This window comes from Halalkalibacter alkaliphilus (assembly GCF_023555415.1).
Lineage (GTDB): Bacteria > Bacillota > Bacilli > Bacillales > Bacillaceae_D > Halalkalibacter > Halalkalibacter alkaliphilus.
Window position 1 is genome coordinate 24,735 of record NZ_JAKRYL010000031.1, and the last position, 15,466, is coordinate 40,200.

13 protein-coding genes are annotated in these 15,466 nt (G+C 38.0%); 10 read left to right on the forward strand and 3 right to left on the reverse strand.

Annotated features, from left to right (window positions below):
• Window positions 1-3 precede the first annotated feature (3 nt).
• The 5 genes from MF646_RS20700 to MF646_RS20720 all read left to right on the forward strand — a co-directional run bounded on the left by MF646_RS20700 (window position 4) and on the right by MF646_RS20720 (window position 7,708).
• Complete coding sequence (locus MF646_RS20700) at window positions 4-2,364, forward strand: FdhF/YdeP family oxidoreductase (RefSeq protein ID WP_250098402.1); 2,361 nt, start codon at window positions 4-6, stop codon at window positions 2,362-2,364.
• A 341-nt stretch (window positions 2,365-2,705) separates the two neighbouring features.
• Complete coding sequence (locus MF646_RS20705; RefSeq protein ID WP_250098403.1) at window positions 2,706-3,263, forward strand: glycerol-3-phosphate responsive antiterminator; 558 nt, start codon at window positions 2,706-2,708, stop codon at window positions 3,261-3,263.
• Between the two features lie 391 nt (window positions 3,264-3,654).
• On the forward strand, window positions 3,655-5,148 hold the full coding sequence (gene glpK, locus MF646_RS20710; RefSeq protein ID WP_250098404.1) for a glycerol kinase GlpK: 1,494 nt from the start codon (window positions 3,655-3,657) through the stop codon (window positions 5,146-5,148).
• Window positions 5,149-5,302: 154 nt separating this feature from the next.
• Window positions 5,303-6,976 (forward strand): glycerol-3-phosphate dehydrogenase/oxidase, encoded by a 1,674-nt coding sequence (locus tag MF646_RS20715; RefSeq protein WP_250098405.1) that lies wholly within the window; start codon window positions 5,303-5,305, stop codon window positions 6,974-6,976.
• A 225-nt stretch (window positions 6,977-7,201) separates the two neighbouring features.
• Window positions 7,202-7,708: a ferritin gene (locus tag MF646_RS20720; protein ID WP_250098406.1), complete on the forward strand. Its 507-nt coding sequence runs from the start codon at window positions 7,202-7,204 to the stop codon at window positions 7,706-7,708.
• Between the two features lie 35 nt (window positions 7,709-7,743).
• Here MF646_RS20720 and MF646_RS20725 read toward each other — a convergent pair whose 3' ends face one another.
• Entirely contained in the window at window positions 7,744-8,184 is a 441-nt protein-coding gene (locus MF646_RS20725) for a Dps family protein (protein ID WP_250098407.1), read from the reverse strand.
• Window positions 8,185-8,253: 69 nt separating this feature from the next.
• Window positions 8,254-8,928 carry a B3/B4 domain-containing protein gene (locus MF646_RS20730; protein ID WP_250098408.1) on the reverse strand — a complete coding sequence of 225 codons (675 nt, stop codon included), beginning with the start codon at window positions 8,926-8,928 and terminating at the stop codon, window positions 8,254-8,256.
• Between the two features lie 75 nt (window positions 8,929-9,003).
• Here MF646_RS20730 and queG point away from each other — a divergent pair, with 75 nt between their 5' ends.
• From queG to MF646_RS20755, 5 genes are all read left to right on the forward strand, one after another.
• On the forward strand, window positions 9,004-10,143 hold the full coding sequence (gene queG, locus MF646_RS20735; protein ID WP_250098409.1) for a tRNA epoxyqueuosine(34) reductase QueG: 1,140 nt from the start codon (window positions 9,004-9,006) through the stop codon (window positions 10,141-10,143).
• A gap of 69 nt (window positions 10,144-10,212) precedes the next feature.
• Window positions 10,213-10,743: a methylated-DNA--[protein]-cysteine S-methyltransferase gene (locus MF646_RS20740; protein WP_250098410.1), complete on the forward strand. Its 531-nt coding sequence runs from the start codon at window positions 10,213-10,215 to the stop codon at window positions 10,741-10,743.
• A gap of 141 nt (window positions 10,744-10,884) precedes the next feature.
• A complete protein-coding gene (locus MF646_RS20745) occupies window positions 10,885-11,766 on the forward strand; it encodes an amidase domain-containing protein (RefSeq protein WP_250098411.1) in 882 nt (293 codons plus the stop codon).
• A gap of 309 nt (window positions 11,767-12,075) precedes the next feature.
• Window positions 12,076-12,549 carry a tRNA (uridine(34)/cytosine(34)/5-carboxymethylaminomethyluridine(34)-2'-O)-methyltransferase TrmL gene (trmL, locus tag MF646_RS20750; RefSeq protein WP_250098412.1) on the forward strand — a complete coding sequence of 158 codons (474 nt, stop codon included), beginning with the start codon at window positions 12,076-12,078 and terminating at the stop codon, window positions 12,547-12,549.
• 352 nt (window positions 12,550-12,901) lie between these two features.
• Window positions 12,902-13,459, forward strand: coding sequence for a DUF5366 family protein (locus MF646_RS20755; RefSeq protein WP_250098413.1), 558 nt, complete (start codon window positions 12,902-12,904; stop codon window positions 13,457-13,459).
• Window positions 13,460-13,507: 48 nt separating this feature from the next.
• Here MF646_RS20755 and MF646_RS20760 read toward each other — a convergent pair whose 3' ends face one another.
• Window positions 13,508-15,379 (reverse strand): transglycosylase domain-containing protein, encoded by a 1,872-nt coding sequence (locus MF646_RS20760; protein WP_250098414.1) that lies wholly within the window; start codon window positions 15,377-15,379, stop codon window positions 13,508-13,510.
• Window positions 15,380-15,466: the final 87 nt, after the last annotated feature.

Genomic DNA, 15,466 nt, shown 5'->3' on the forward strand with positions numbered 1-15,466 from the left:
ATCATGGGAAAAACAAAACATCAAGGACCGATAAAAGCAACAAAAGCACTTCAACCGAAACATTGGGTAAGTCCAATTCCGTTTGGTCTTGGAAAAGTGAAGCCGAAACATATTCGTGATTCAATGAAAATTGCTTGGGATAATAAAGATAATATTGGATATGCAACGAGAATTTTAACAAAAGGTGTTTGTGATGGCTGTGCATTAGGCGTTTCAGGAATGTTTGATCAGACGTTAAAAGGCCCTCATATGTGTACAACAAGACTCAATGTACTTAGGTTAAATACAGCACCGGCTATTAAAGAAGAAATACTACATGCGGATATTGATGAATTAAGGAAGTATGACAGTACAGAATTGAGAAAATTAGGCCGGATTCCTTATCCTCTTATTCGCCGCAAAGGAGAGCGGAAATTTTCTCGTTTAACGTGGGATGAAGCAATGGATATGATTGCGGACAAGATGAAGCAATTAAATCCAAGACAATATGCGTTTTACTTAACATCAAGAGGTATCACAAATGAATCGTATTATGTTGCTGCAAAAGTAGCAAGGTTCTTAGGTGCAAACAACATCGATAATGCAAGCCGCATTTGTCATTCACCGAGTAAAACAGCGTTAAAACGCTCTATTGGAGTCGGTGCATCTACTTGTAATTACCAAGATTGGTTTGGAGCAGATGTTCTCTTATTCTGGGGAAGTGTCGCATCGAATGCATCACCAGTCTCAACAAAATATATGCTAGAGGCGAAAAAACGCGGGGCAAAGATTATCGTTATTAACCCATATAAAGAGCCTGCGATGGATAAATACTGGGTGCCATCAAATGCAGAATCAGCGTTATTTGGAACAAAGCTTGCTGATGATTTCTATCAAGTTAATATCGGTGGAGATATCGCCTTTATGCAAGGGATTATGAAGCATTGGTTTGAGATGGAAGAGGGTGTTCATGGCTCAGCTATTAATCATGAATTCGTTCAGGAACATGTGAATTCTTATGAGGAATTAAAAGCCCATGTCGTCGCTCAATCATGGGATGACATTATCAAGTCATCAGGAATTACGAAAGAAAGAATTATTGAGTTATCAGAGTTATTAGCGAATAGCAAAAATGCAGTTTATGCGTGGGCATTAGGGTTAACGATGCATGCATTTGCATCGGATAATATATCCCAAGTAGCTAATCTTGCTCTTCTTCGTGGGCACATAGGGCGCAAATACAATGGGTTAATGCCGTTCCGTGGTCACTCTTCTGTTCAAGGGTCTGGTGAAATGGGGGCAGATCCATTCGTATTACCAGGTGGAGATTTTGTTGAAGACAATATCGCTCGCATGGAAAAGATATGGGGATTTAACATTCCGAGATGGCAAGGAGATGTTGTTGGGATTACATTAGAAAACATCGTTCTTCCAGAAGACCATGAACGTAAAGTAAAACTATATTATATGTCAGGTGGAAACTTCTTAGAGACAATGCCTGATCCGAATTTTATTGAAAAGGCATTAGCTGAATTAGAAATTCGAGTTCACCAAGATATTATCTTAAACACCTCAACTCTCGTAGATGCAAAAGAAGCTGTCATTGTCCTTCCAGCAAAAACTCGTTACGAGCAAGATGGAGGCGGTACTTCTACATCAACAGAGCGAATGGTCTATTTCTCACCAGAAATTGAAGGAAATAAAAATCATATCGAAGAAGCACGATCAGAGTGGAAGATTTACGTCGACCTTGCTAAGCGAGTGAAGCCGGATTCTGCTCATTTAGTAGATTTTAAAACAGGGCAAGAAATTCGTGATGAAATAGCGATTGCGAACCCGAATTACGAAGGAGTTCAACATTTAAAGAAACAAGGCGATGTGTTCCAATGGGGAGGAGCATGGCTTTGTGAAGACGGAATCTGTCCTACTCCAGATGGAAAAGGAAACCTGCTTCCTGTTGACATTCCTGATATGGGTAAGAAGGAAGGGCAATTTGTCCTTACGACTCGTCGAGGTAAGCAATTTAACTCTATGGTTTACAAAGAAACGGACCCGTTTAATAATGCTGAGCGGTATGATGTCCTGATAAATGCAGAAGATGCCCATGAGCTAAGCATCGCTGAAGGGGAAGGAATTGTCATTCATAATGGCTTTGGTGTCTTCCAAGGAAAGGCGAAATATGCCAATATTTCAAAGGGGAATTTAGGTGTTCATTTCCCAGAAGGAAACTTTTTGTTGCCAAAAGGAAGATATGAAAAACTAGCAAAAATACCAGATTACAATGTCACAGTAAAAGTAGAAAAAGCAGACCGTTACAACGCAAGAAAAGATACGAAATATGTTGAAAGAAGAATAGAAGACTTAGATATGTCTGTTCCAGGTTAATTAGTCGAAAGGTTGTCTCTTAGAAAAATCAAGGAGGCAACCTTTTTTTAGGATGGGTTTAACCCAAAGGTCAAAAACAGACCTTTGGGCTCACCCCCCTGAGGCCACTGAAAAAGTCCATTTTAGTAAATTCGAGGAAGTAGCAATGGCTCCACACGTTGCGCGCCTGCTACGAGAAACCCACTCATAGCAGGCTTAAAACAAAGCAACGGTTCCGCTCATTGCTTAAAGGCGACTGAAAAAGGTGAAAATCGTCCCTTTTTCAGTCGCCTCCAACCCCTTTGACAATAGGCATGTTTATTGATTTAATAGGCAAAGATGCTACAGAGGAGTTGGTGCAAGTGTCATCACAACATTTTATCAATCAAAAGATATTTCCTGCTGCAAGAACGATAAAGGAATTTGAAAAGTTGTTAAAGAGTAAGTTTCAAGTAATTATTCTATTAAATAGTCATATTGGACAACTGAAAAGTTTGGTCCAGTTAGCGAACAAAGCAGGGAAAGAGGTTTTTTTGCACGTTGATTTAGTTCAAGGATTAAAAACAGACGAATATGCGACTCAATTTATTTGTCAGGATATTAAACCTGCTGGCATTATTTCAACAAGAAAAAATGTCGTATTAACGGCTAAAAAACATTCAATTATTGCCGTTCAACGTTTATTTTTGTTGGACTCTATTGCGTTGGAGACAAGCTATAAATTGTTAGAAACAACAAAGCCTGATTATATAGAAGTCCTTCCAGGAGTCATGCCGCATATTATAGAAGAAGTGTATGAAAGAACGGGTATTCCTATTATAGCTGGCGGGCTTATTCGAGAAAAAGAAGACGTTGTAAGAGCATTAGAGGCTGGAGCGATAGGAGTAACCACTTCTAGACAAGAGTTGTGGAATTTTTAAAAAAGTAATTGGGCAACAGAAATATGTTTATAAAAACATTGACAGCGTTTTCTTGTTTTGTTTTAATAGTTAATAAGTTAATAGATTGTGACGGAGATTTGGAGACGAGCAAATGACCTATTCATTGAGTGATAGGTTCCTTTGCTTGTCTCTTTTTCTTTAAATTGATGGAAAAGCTCTCTTAATCTTACAAAGTTGAGGGTGAGTTTCCTCAGTTATGCTGCGCTTTTTGAAGAAGGTTAACTCCACTATCTTGGTTGTGCTCATACTATTTTTGGTAACATTATATATATGTATGAGGCAAGGAGTATGAATCAACTAGAATTGTATCAACTAACAAAAAGCGCAATTACACATTAATAGAAAACTAATGAAGTTTGGGGGAAATAATATGGAGAAAAAATATATTTTAGCTTTGGATCAAGGAACAACCAGTTCAAGAGCGATTGTATTTGATAAGAAGGGTTCAATTGTAGCTATAGAGCAAAAAGAAATAGAACAAATTTATCCTAACCCAGGATGGGTTGAACATAATGCAAATGAAATATGGGCATCAATTCTTGCAGTTATGGCTGGGGTAATGCTCAAAGCCAATATTGATAAAGAAGAAATTGCCGGTATAGGGATTACAAATCAAAGAGAGACGGCTGTAGTTTGGGAAAAGCACACAGGAAAGCCTATCTATAATGCAGTCGTCTGGCAATCAAGACAAACGGCAGGAATTTGCGAACAATTAAAAGAACAAGGCTATGAAAATATGGTTCGGGAAAAAACAGGATTGCTTATCGATGCTTACTTTTCAGGAACGAAGGTAAAATGGATTTTGGACCATGTAGAAGGGGCTAGAGAAAGTGCAGAAAAGGGAGATCTATTATTTGGAACGATCGACACGTGGCTTATTTGGAAGCTGTCAGGCGGAAAAGTACATGTAACCGATTATTCCAATGCCTCAAGAACCATGATGTATAACATCCATGACTTGAAGTGGGATGACGAACTTCTGTCTATGTTAGATATACCAAAAGCAATGCTTCCAGAGGTGAAACCATCATCGGACATTTACGGAACAACAGTTGATTATCATTTCTTTGGTGCAGAGGTTCCAATTGCGGGAGCGGCTGGTGACCAACAAGCAGCGTTATTTGGGCAAGCTTGTTTTGAAGAAGGTATGGTAAAAAATACGTATGGTACAGGTTGTTTTATGTTGATGAACACAGGGGATCATGCAGTAAAATCAGATCACGGACTTTTAACTACGCTTGCTTGGGGAGTGGATGGAAAAGTCGAATACGCCCTTGAAGGAAGTATTTTCGTTGCTGGTTCAGCGATTCAATGGTTACGAGATGGACTACGAATGGTTAAGTCGGCAAAAGATACAGAACAATACGCAGAAAGAGTCAGCTCCTCAGAGGGGGTGTATGTCGTCCCCGCTTTTGTAGGACTTGGTACGCCTTACTGGGATAGCGACGTAAGAGGAGCTGTGTTTGGTCTTACTCGCGGGACAGAGAAAGAACATTTTATACGGGCTACGTTAGAAGCATTAGCTTATCAAACAAAAGATGTCGTAACAGCTATGGAAGAGGATTCGAGTATTAAAGTGAAGACGTTAAGAGTGGATGGTGGGGCTGTTGTGAATAATTTTCTCATGCAATTTCAAAGCGATATGTTAGGTGTTCCGGTTGAAAGACCAAAAGTACAAGAAACAACAGCACTAGGTGCCGCTTATTTAGCTGGATTGGCAGTTGGTTTTTGGGAAAATAAAGAGCAAATTAAAAATCAATCAGATATTGATCGTCGTTTTGAAGCATCTATGCCAGAATCTGAACAAAAATCACTCTATCAAGGGTGGAAAAAGGCTGTAGAAGCTGCAAAAATCTTCAAATAAGTCTTGAAATTTCTTAGAATTACAGTATAATTTTAATTAAGTTAATATTGGTCGGAGATTAGGAGAAGACCACAACACTCTAATTAGCTAGAAGCTAGTTAGGGATGTTGTGGTCTTCTTTTTTTCTTTCATTATTTAATAAGGGGAGATATACATGCCAACATTTGCAAGCAAAGAACGTGAAACGATTTTAGAAGATATGAGTAAGAAAACATTGGATCTATTAGTAATTGGAGGGGGAATTACAGGGGCTGGTATTGCGCTAGACGCTCAAGTGAGAGGGTTAGATACAGGCTTGATTGAAATGCAAGATTTTGCAGCTGGTACATCAAGCAGGTCTACTAAGCTTGTTCATGGCGGTCTTCGCTATTTAAAGCAGTTTGAAGTGAAACTAGTCGCAGAAGTAGGGAAAGAGCGTGCCATTGTGTACGAAAATGCTCCTCATGTTACGACACCAGAGTGGATGCTTTTGCCGATGATTAAGGGGGGGACATTTGGAAAATTCTCAACATCGATTGGACTAAAAGTATATGATTTCTTAGCTGGTGTAAGAAAGCACGAACGCCGCAAAATGTTAAATAAAAATGGTGTTTTGCAAAAAGAGCCACTTGTACGTAAAAATGGTTTGAAAGGCGGCGGAATCTATGTTGAGTATCGGACAGATGATGCTCGCTTAACGTTAGAAGTAATGAAAGAAGCGGTAACAAGAGGAACAAAAGCAACAAATTATACAAAAGCAGAAGGCTTTATTTATAAGAATGGAAAAGTGGTTGCTGTAAAAGTAAGGGACCTTTTGTCTGGTAAAAAGTACGAAATCTATGCGAAAAAAATTGTTAATGCAGCAGGACCATGGGTAGATACTCTTCGTGAAGAAGATGGGTCTAAAAAAGGGAAGTATCTGCATCTCACAAAAGGAGTTCATCTTGTTATTGACCAAAGCCGCTTTCCGCTTAAGCAGGCCGTATATTTTGATACAGAAAAGGATGGCCGTATGGTCTTTGCCATTCCTCGTGACGGGAAAACGTATGTTGGAACAACGGATACGTTCTACAACGAAGATATTACGCATCCTAGAATGACAGAGGAAGACAGAAGCTATATTATAAATGCTGTGAACTATATGTTTCCTTCAGTGAAATTAACTGCTAAAGATATCGAATCAAGTTGGGCAGGGCTACGTCCACTCATTCATGAAGAAGGAAAAAGTGCATCAGAAATTTCTCGTAAAGATGAAATTTTCATTTCAGATACTGGATTAATCTCAATTGCAGGTGGAAAGCTTACAGGTTACCGGAAGATGGCTGAACGTATTGTTGACTTAGTTGCAAAAGAGTTAGGCAATCAAAAGCCATGTACAACGGCTGAGATCAAATTATCAGGTGGAAATGTTGGGGGCTCAGTTCAGTTTGAATCCTTCATTGAGAAAAAGGTGGCCGAAGGTGTGGCGCTAGGATTAAACAAAACAGAGGCTAAACGTGTCACGAAGTTGTATGGATCTAATGTTGATAAAGTATTTTCCCTCTTGAAAAACAATAGGGAAGAAGTGAAAAAAAGCCAACTTCCTCCTTTACTGTTAGCTCAACTTCAATATGGGATGGAGGAAGAAATGGTTTCAACTCCTACTGATTTCTTTAATCGGCGCACGAGTGCATTATTTTTTAATATTCAATGGGTAGAAGAATGGAAAGGGTTAGTGACAGATTATATGGCCAAAAAGTTACGTTGGTCTAAAGAAGAGAAGGAAAGACACCTTGCCTACCTTGCTACCGAACTACATTACGCAAAAAATCCAATTGACCCGTTAAAAGCCCAAAGCAAAGTTAGTTGAAGATGAATGGGAGAATACGGAAGTAATAAACCGTATACTCCCATCTTTTATGGAATTAAATAAACGTTTGTTTAAATCCTTGAATAGCCCTTATAACAGTGTGTGGAGAAGTTAATTAAACGTTTGATTAATTCATTATTCATTTTATTAAAAAGTCAATGATAGGTTTCAAGACATTATATGAAGGGGAATGCTATAATATGGAAAGGAAAGGTGGGGTTTAGGATGTTAAATGAAGAATTAAAAAAAGCGTTAAATGATCAAATGAATTTTGAATTTTATGCCGCGCATTCGTACTTAGCTATGGCAGCTTATTGTTCTGATGAAAGCTTAGACGGGTTTGCTAACTTCTTTCTTGTCCAAGCTGAGGAAGAACGATTTCATGCGATGAAGTTTTACAATTTTATTAATTCACTTGGAGAAAGAGCCATGATTCAATCATTACCAGAACCTAATAACACATTCACATCTGTTTTAGACGCATTCGAAAAAGCGTTGGAACAAGAGAAGGAAGTAACGAAGAAAATTTATCACTTATCTGATCTAGCTCTCGATGATCGTGAACATGCAACAATGACATTTTTAAAGTGGTTTATTGAAGAACAAGTTGAAGAAGAAGATATGTTTGATAGTATTATTCAAAAGTTAAAACGGATTGATGATGATAGCAATGCATTCTTTATGTTAGATGACGAATTCTCAAAGCGTACTTTCACACCAGAAGCAGAATAAACCAAAAAGACTCCCTAAAAGGGAGTTTTTTTGGTTTATTTCAAGAATGAACGTAACATCCAGTTGTGCTTTTCTAACGATTGATGAATAGCAAGTAACATATCAGCTGTTGTTTCATCCCCTAACGAATCAGCTGCTTCCATGCCCTCTTTTAATTCATCGATTAATATATTAAAATCTTCTACTAATTCTCCTACCATTGACTCAGCATCTTGATCTCCACTAGCTTCTTTTACGGATGCCGTTTCAAGAAACTCTTTCATTGTTGCTACAGGATGTCCTTTAAGTGCAAGCAGACGTTCAGCTAGTTCATCAATATGTGTAGACGCTTCATTGTATAACTCTTCGAACTTATCATGTAATGTAAAAAATGCGGGCCCTTTTACATACCAATGATAATTGTGAAGCTTAATAAATAAAACACTCCAGTTAGCAATTTGTTTGTTTAAGATTGATGACACTTTTTCTTGACTCATACGATAACCTCCTTTAATGATCTTCACTTTACTATTTCCCATTAAAAGAAAATTATAAACCAATTTTTTCTAACGAAAAGTGACTACTTTATATTGAAAGTCTCCGCCGTGTACTTGAGTGAACATTGTACCTGCCGCTTGAAGCAACTTTGAAGCTTCATCAATTTCCATTGAAGGTCGCATGTAAAAGAGGTGAAGAGCTGAGGTCGTATCTTCAGTAACCTTAGACCTCATGGAGTCAACAATTGGACTGCCAAAAGCTCCTAGTTGATCGGCACTAACAAGTTTACCGCTCATATCATTTTCACGTCCGTTCACTCCATCGTACGCTTCATTTTCTAAGCCTAGTCTAAACGTAACATCCCCTTCAATAGAGGCTGAATCGTAAATGCCTAAAGGGATTACATATTCTAATGAAAAAAATGTATTCAAATCAACAGCAGAGTGAACAAGCGGGAGAGGTTGTCCCTTTTTTATACGGCGATACAGGGCTTCATGAGATGGACGATATCTACTAGCATTCATATTGAGCGTTTTAAAAACTTGACGCCACTCGGAAATGCCTTTAAAATCGGATAGTTCTTTTGTCTCTAATTCTACTTTTAATGTTTCTTGAAAAAATTGTAAACGTCCTTTTAACATTTGAGGTGAATCACTAATCACGATATTATTGTAATGGATTGCCCCTATTTTAAACGTGGGTATCTTGGATGATATGGATTTATCAATAAATAAATTAATCATGAGTGAGTTTCCTCCTACCATTTTTGTTTCATTGTAGCACATTGGTAGGAAAAGGATGAAGAAAGGTGATCGACTATGTCACTTGCCCAATTAAAGGATGAGCTAATTGCATATAGTAAAACAATAGGAGTTGACAAAATTGGTTTTGCTTCTGCGGACCCATTTTTACAATTAAAAGATCGACTTCTTATTCAACAACAGCTAGGTTATCAATCTGGATTCGAAGAACCTGATATAGAGAAGAGGGTCCAACCGGAAAAGCTTGTAGAAGGGGCAAGAACGATAATTTCTATTGCACTTGCTTATCCTTCAAAGATGAAAGATCCGCCAAAAAGCACGCGTGAAGATCGAAGAGGGGTCTTCTGCCGAGCTTCCTGGGGGAAGGATTATCACGATGTGTTGAGAGAAAGGCTAAAAAAAATTGAGCAATTTTTGCACGAGCGTATACCTGAGGCTAGGACTAAGTCAATGGTTGACACGGGTGAGCTATCAGATCGGGCAGTAGCTGAACGCGCAGGGATCGGGTGGAGCGGGAAAAATTGTGCGATCATCACTCCTGAGTTTGGAAGCTATGTGTATTTAGGGGAAGTAGTGACGACTATTCCATTTGAAGCTGACATACCAATTACAGAACAATGCGGAACTTGTAATAAATGTGTTGACGCTTGTCCAACGGGGGCTTTAGTGCAGGGGGGACAGCTAGACTCTCAAAAGTGTATTGCTTATTTAACTCAAACGAAGGACTTTCTTCCTGATCAATATCGTAAAAAAATTGGAAATAGACTTTACGGTTGTGATACATGTCAGCAAGTTTGCCCTGAAAACAAAGGAAAGGATTTTCATATTCATGAAGAAATGGAACCGGACCCAGAAACAGCAAAACCAAAGCTAATTCCTTTGCTTACAATGAGCAATCGAGAGTTCAAAGAGAGATTTGGCCACGTATCAGGTTCATGGAGGGGAAAGAAACCAATTCAACGGAATGCAATCATTGCTTTGGCCCATTTTAAAGATAAAAAAGCATTGCCAGTTTTAATCGAGTTGCTTAAGAAAGATCCAAGACCAGTTATTAGAGGGACAGCAGCTTGGGCTATTGGTGAAATAGGTAGCTTAGAGGAGTATATTGTACTCAATAGAGCGAAAAACACCGAAAAAGATGAAAATGTTGTTCGAGAAATCGATAAAGGCCTAAATATGATTGAAAATAAGCATTGATTAACAAGCGAATCTTGTTTTACTAATGTAAGATTAGGGAAAGATTGGACATTGGAAGGAAGGGATTATATGACAACGCAATTAACACACTATGTCGATGAAATGAATAGTCCCCTAGGTACTCTTACAATTGTTGCTACTGAAAAAGGCGTTTGTCACATTCATTTTGGAGAGCTATCCAAATGCTCAGCTTCATTGAAAGCTTGGTTAAAAAAGCAAGGAAGAAAAGGTGAAGTGATACGCTGTAAGGAAACCCTGCATCCCATTTGTAAACAGTTAGAGGATTATTTTGCGGGTAAAAGGGATCACTTTGATGTTCCACTTGATTTATGTGGGACGGAATTTCAGAAAAAAGTGTGGAACACGTTAAAAGAAATCGAATACGGACAAACGAAGTCCTATAAAGAAATTGCCCAACAAGTAGGTGCACCTAAAGCAGTTAGGGCGATTGGCGGAGCTAATAACCAAAATCCGGTTCCGATTATCATTCCTTGCCATCGTGTCATAGGAAGTAATGGAAACATGGTAGGGTATGGTGGCGGCTTAGATAAAAAAGAGCTTCTCTTAAGTTTAGAAGGAGCAATAGAGAAAATATCGTAAGAGAGGATGACTTAGTCATTCTTTTTTTTTTGAATTTAATGGATGACACTTTTTCCTAATCTAAAAATCGTTAGCTAACTTTTGTTTCATTTCGAACAAGCTGCGAGGCATAGGTTGTTATAGAAGAAAGGAGAATGTGGCATGAACCAAAAGATCGTAACACAACTACATCGAATGATTAAAGAAAGAAATCACCAATTTGTTGAAGAGACAAGAAGCGAAAATGTAGATAGTCTAGTTGAAAAAAAGATAAACATGAACAAAGAACGAGGAGCTGAGATTGTTCGTTCTTTTGTTGAGGGAGATATTATTCGTAAATCTCGTATGGAAGACCATTTATATATTGATTACTTTCAGCGTTGTGAATATTTAATAAAACTAAAAGACCAAGTGTACCTTGAAGAACAAGTGGAGAGTAGGAGAGCAACGTTTGTTGGTGACCAATTGGTAGAAGATAACGTTTTTGAGCCACAGGAACAAGAGAGGGAAGTAAAGCTGAACGATCAAATGATTCGTGATGGAAATGAAAGTATTTCTAACCGCTCGTATAATCGTCGGGAAGCAGTCCGGTATGCTGAAAGGTGGTGGGATGATTATAACCCTAAATATCGTAAGTTTACGGATAACTGTACAAACTTTATATCGCAATGTTTACATGCAGGCGGAGCAAAAATGAATGGGTATCCAAACCGTTCAAATGGCTGGTGGTTTAGATCGAATAACTGGAGTTATAGTTGGTCGGTTGCCCATGCATTAAGGTGGTATTTGAGTGGGGCAAATAGTGGTTTAAGAGGAGAAGAGAAGGAAAGTGCATATGATTTAGAGCCAGGTGATGTCATCTGTTATGACTTTAATGGTGATGGTAGGTGGCAGCATACTACCATTGTAGTAGAGAAAGACGCCAACGGAGAACCTCTCGTAAATGCCCAAACAACCAATAGCCGTATGCGCTATTGGAAATACGAAGACTCAACCGCCTGGACACCAAATATCAAATACAAATTTTTTAAGATAATAGGATAGATTTCGTACCAAAAGGGCGGTCTTCCCTTTTGGTACGAAATCGACGCGATGAGCGGAGCCGCCGTAAAAGGTTTTAAGCCTTTTAAGCGATCTTCTTAAAAGGCGCACGGCGAGAGAAGCCATCGCAATCATGTTCGCACAAGCATGGATAAAAAGGGCGGTCTTCCCTTTTGGTATCTAGGGGATGGGAGGGTGACTTTCATAAGTCATTCTCTTTCAGCATTTCTTCTTTCATACGTAGGTGGTATAATGAATTTTGTCGAAACAGCTAGCTTATTTATTAATTAAAGGAAATAGAGGTGTATGCACGTGGGATTACATATCGTGCTTTATCAACCAGAGATCCCAGCCAATACAGGTAACATAGCGAGAACATGTGCTGGAACCAATACTACGTTGCATTTGATTCGTCCTCTTGGATTTTCAACGGATGACAAAATGCTGAAGCGTGCTGGTTGTGATTACTGGCCGAGTGTTTCTATCAATTATTATGATTCGATGGACGAGCTATTTGAAACATATCCAGAGGGAGCTTTTTATTTTATTGAAACAGTAGGCAAAAAAAATTACAGTGAATTTGATTATTCTAATGAAAAGACAGATCACTTTTTTGTGTTTGGTCGTGAAACTACTGGGTTGCCACAAAGTATCATTGAGAAGAATGTAGATCAATGCTTTAGGATTCCACAAACGGATAAAATCCGATCGCTAAACTTATCTAACACAGCTGCAATTGTGATATATGAAGCAATTCGTCAACAAGGGTTTCAAGATTTAAAGTGAAAATGGTGGAGTGAAAAATCGACCAGCCTCCGAAGAGATTGGTCGATTTCATAAGTAAGTATTAATTTTTGTGTGGATTGTCTTCATATCCTGCTGTAAATATAGCAACGAAGAAAACAATACTAACACCAAGGATGAGCAATGTACCCATATTTATTCCTCCTTGTCACAAGCATATGTCCATTATAAAACAATTTCAGTAAGAAAGAAATGAAAGTTACGTGAAAGCGTCGAAGAGTTTACTTAAAAGAGGTTGACAGTTTCTTTAACTCTAAAAAGCGTTAAGCTTATGAAGTTGTCATCATTGTTTATAATTTTAAACCTAATTATAGAAAAGAAGGAGACGTCTGACTTGTCAAATCGTTACATCACTAGTCACTTCCCACTAATCTCTATTTTATTATTTAGTCTCGCATTCGCTATTTATGTTCAAGGATTTATTCTTGGCGAACTAGCAAATTTAGGTATTTACAGCGGAATGTTAGAATTCATTTCCGAAAGTGGTATAAAGTTAACGTTAATGTTTTTGCTATTATTGTTTTTCTTTATGGTTTTCTCTGCTTTAAAATTAATTGCGGATACAACGATAGAACTTTCTATGCTGTTCTTTTCCAAGGATGAAGAAGGAAATGAGTTAAATAAAGTAAGAGCAGGTTCATGGATTTACTTAGCTGCAAGTGTAATTGCGGTCCTTCTTGCACAATTTATTTTCATGGTCGTTATCTTATTTCTTTTAGCCAGCATAAGTTACTTTGTTTTTCTAGTATATAAAATTAGTAATACATTGAGTTTATCAGGGCTTATCGGATTTATATTTTTTCAAGTGATCTTCTGGAGCGTATTTTTGTTAGCTGTCGTCTTTGCACTTTTGAGACTATACAATAGTTTTATGGCGAGTTTACCTATATAAACGAAAAAGGACTTGTTCTCTTTATAAGAGGCAAGTCCTTTTTTTGGTTTATCTCATTAATTCACGCCAAATTTGTAAATGTGGTGCTTGGTTATTTAAGTGAGCTATGCTTGATCGCTTGTCTTTTCCAACCCATACTCCAGTCGTATATTGATCTGTTAAACCTACGAACCATAAGTCATAATAATTGTTTGTGGTGCCTGTTTTTCCTCCAGAGTATGGTGCTGAAACTTGAGCTCTTCTAGCAGTTCCGCTTTCCATTACTTCTGATAGCAGCTTACGCATCTTATCGTTTGTAGCTTGACTCCACACGCGGTTCGCTTCTTTTTCCCAAGTATAAAGGACATTCCCATCTTTATCTGCTACGCTCCGAATAGCATAAGAAGGCTGAAAGTTGCCTCCATTTGCAAAAGTTGTATAAGCGCTCGTTAACTCAAGTGGAGTCATTCCGTGCGAAAAGCCCCCTAAAGCAGAAGAGAGATTATAATCATTTTCACCTACATGTGAAAATGAAAACGGAGCAAGATAGTCAAATGCCGTTTCAATACCAACTCTATCCAAAATTCGAACAGCAGGGGTGTTATAAGAATGTTTCAGTGCTGTTGTTAAAGGGACCATCCCGTATTGGGCACCACCATAGTTTTTAGGGCAATAATCTTCTCCACTAACTTTATAACACACATTATCGGCATTGATCGTACTTTGAATAGGAACATCAAAATCCTCAAAATAAGGAGCATACACGAGTAACGGTTTAATTGCTGAACCGGGCTGTCTAGGATTTTGATACCCTCTATGAAAATCGAATTTACGATAGTCTTTTCCGCCCGTAATTGCAACAATTTCATTGCTGTGATGGTCTAAAACAACGGCTGATGCTTGTACATCTGAATTTGGTACTTGTCTATGAATGGACTTAATAGCTAGATTTTGTAAGAAAGGATCTAAGGCTGTTTCAATATGAATCCCTTCTTTAAATAATTGTTGAACTCGTTCATCAAGAGAGCGTTGAATGTCTTGTCTTGCCTCTTCAGTAGATGCTTGCGAAAGCTTTTGATTAAACCCTTCGCTTTCTGCAATTAGTTCAGTAAATTCCGAATGAACGTAAGTGACGTAATCAGGGTGTAAATCGGTTTTAGGACTAACGTTCAAGACAATCGACTCATCAAGTGCCTCTTCATATTGTTCTGATGTTACATAGGACGCTTCCAGCATTTTTTGTAATATCCATTGCTGTCTTAGCTTTGTTTGTTCACTATTTCTTAATGGATCGTAATGACTAGGATTATTCGGAACTGCACTTAAAAAAGCAGCTTCAGCTACAGTTAGTCTTTCACTTGGTTTATTAAAGTAAAACCTACTTGCAGCTTCTATTCCATATATACCATTGCTGAAATAAATTGTATTAATATATAGTTCAATAATTTCTTCCTTGGTATAGTTTTTTTCGAGCTCATGAGCATAAAGGATCTCACTCAATTTTCTGTTATACGTTTGGTCATGGGTAAGAAAAAGGTTTCGAACGAGTTGCTGAGTCACTGTGCTGCCACCTTCTTCTATGCTATCGTGTCTAGCATTTGCCAGGATGGCCCTTGCAATTCCAATAGCATCATAACCTTTATGCTCAAAGAAACGTTGATCTTCTGTAGCAATAAAAGCATCTATGACCACCGATGGAATCTCTTCATAAGGTAAATATACCCGATTCTCATCTCGGAAAACCTCGCTAATGACATCCCCGTTACGATCGTAAATTAAACTATTATTAGAGAGGACAATTTCTTCTAAATTTACTTGTTCATTGATAACAGATGATAATGATTTTACTTCTTTAACTTCTGCTGATACTTCAATCATTAAAAAAATAAAAGCAATAAATATAATGCTCGATAATGTCCAGCCAGTAATGGATTTTAACATAATTCACACACACTCATTTCAATGTATTCGATCCTTATTGTACCATCAATTATCATTTTATGGTGATGGAAACAGTAGGGAAGTTCT

Excerpts from the sequence above, each read along its gene's own strand:
- MF646_RS20700 (WP_250098402.1), top strand. The coding sequence starts at position 4 with ATGGGAAAAACAAAACATCAAGGACCGATAAAAGCAACAAAAGCACTT.
- glpK (WP_250098404.1), top strand. The coding sequence starts at position 3,655 with ATGGAGAAAAAATATATTTTAGCTTTGGATCAAGGAACAACCAGTTCA.
- MF646_RS20715 (WP_250098405.1), top strand. The coding sequence starts at position 5,303 with ATGCCAACATTTGCAAGCAAAGAACGTGAAACGATTTTAGAAGATATG.
- MF646_RS20720 (WP_250098406.1), top strand. The coding sequence starts at position 7,202 with ATGTTAAATGAAGAATTAAAAAAAGCGTTAAATGATCAAATGAATTTT.
- MF646_RS20725 (WP_250098407.1), bottom strand. The coding sequence starts at position 8,184 with ATGAGTCAAGAAAAAGTGTCATCAATCTTAAACAAACAAATTGCTAAC.
- MF646_RS20730 (WP_250098408.1), bottom strand. The coding sequence starts at position 8,928 with ATGATTAATTTATTTATTGATAAATCCATATCATCCAAGATACCCACG.
- queG (WP_250098409.1), top strand. The coding sequence starts at position 9,004 with ATGTCACTTGCCCAATTAAAGGATGAGCTAATTGCATATAGTAAAACA.
- MF646_RS20740 (WP_250098410.1), top strand. The coding sequence starts at position 10,213 with ATGACAACGCAATTAACACACTATGTCGATGAAATGAATAGTCCCCTA.
- MF646_RS20745 (WP_250098411.1), top strand. The coding sequence starts at position 10,885 with ATGAACCAAAAGATCGTAACACAACTACATCGAATGATTAAAGAAAGA.
- MF646_RS20760 (WP_250098414.1), bottom strand. The coding sequence starts at position 15,379 with ATGTTAAAATCCATTACTGGCTGGACATTATCGAGCATTATATTTATT.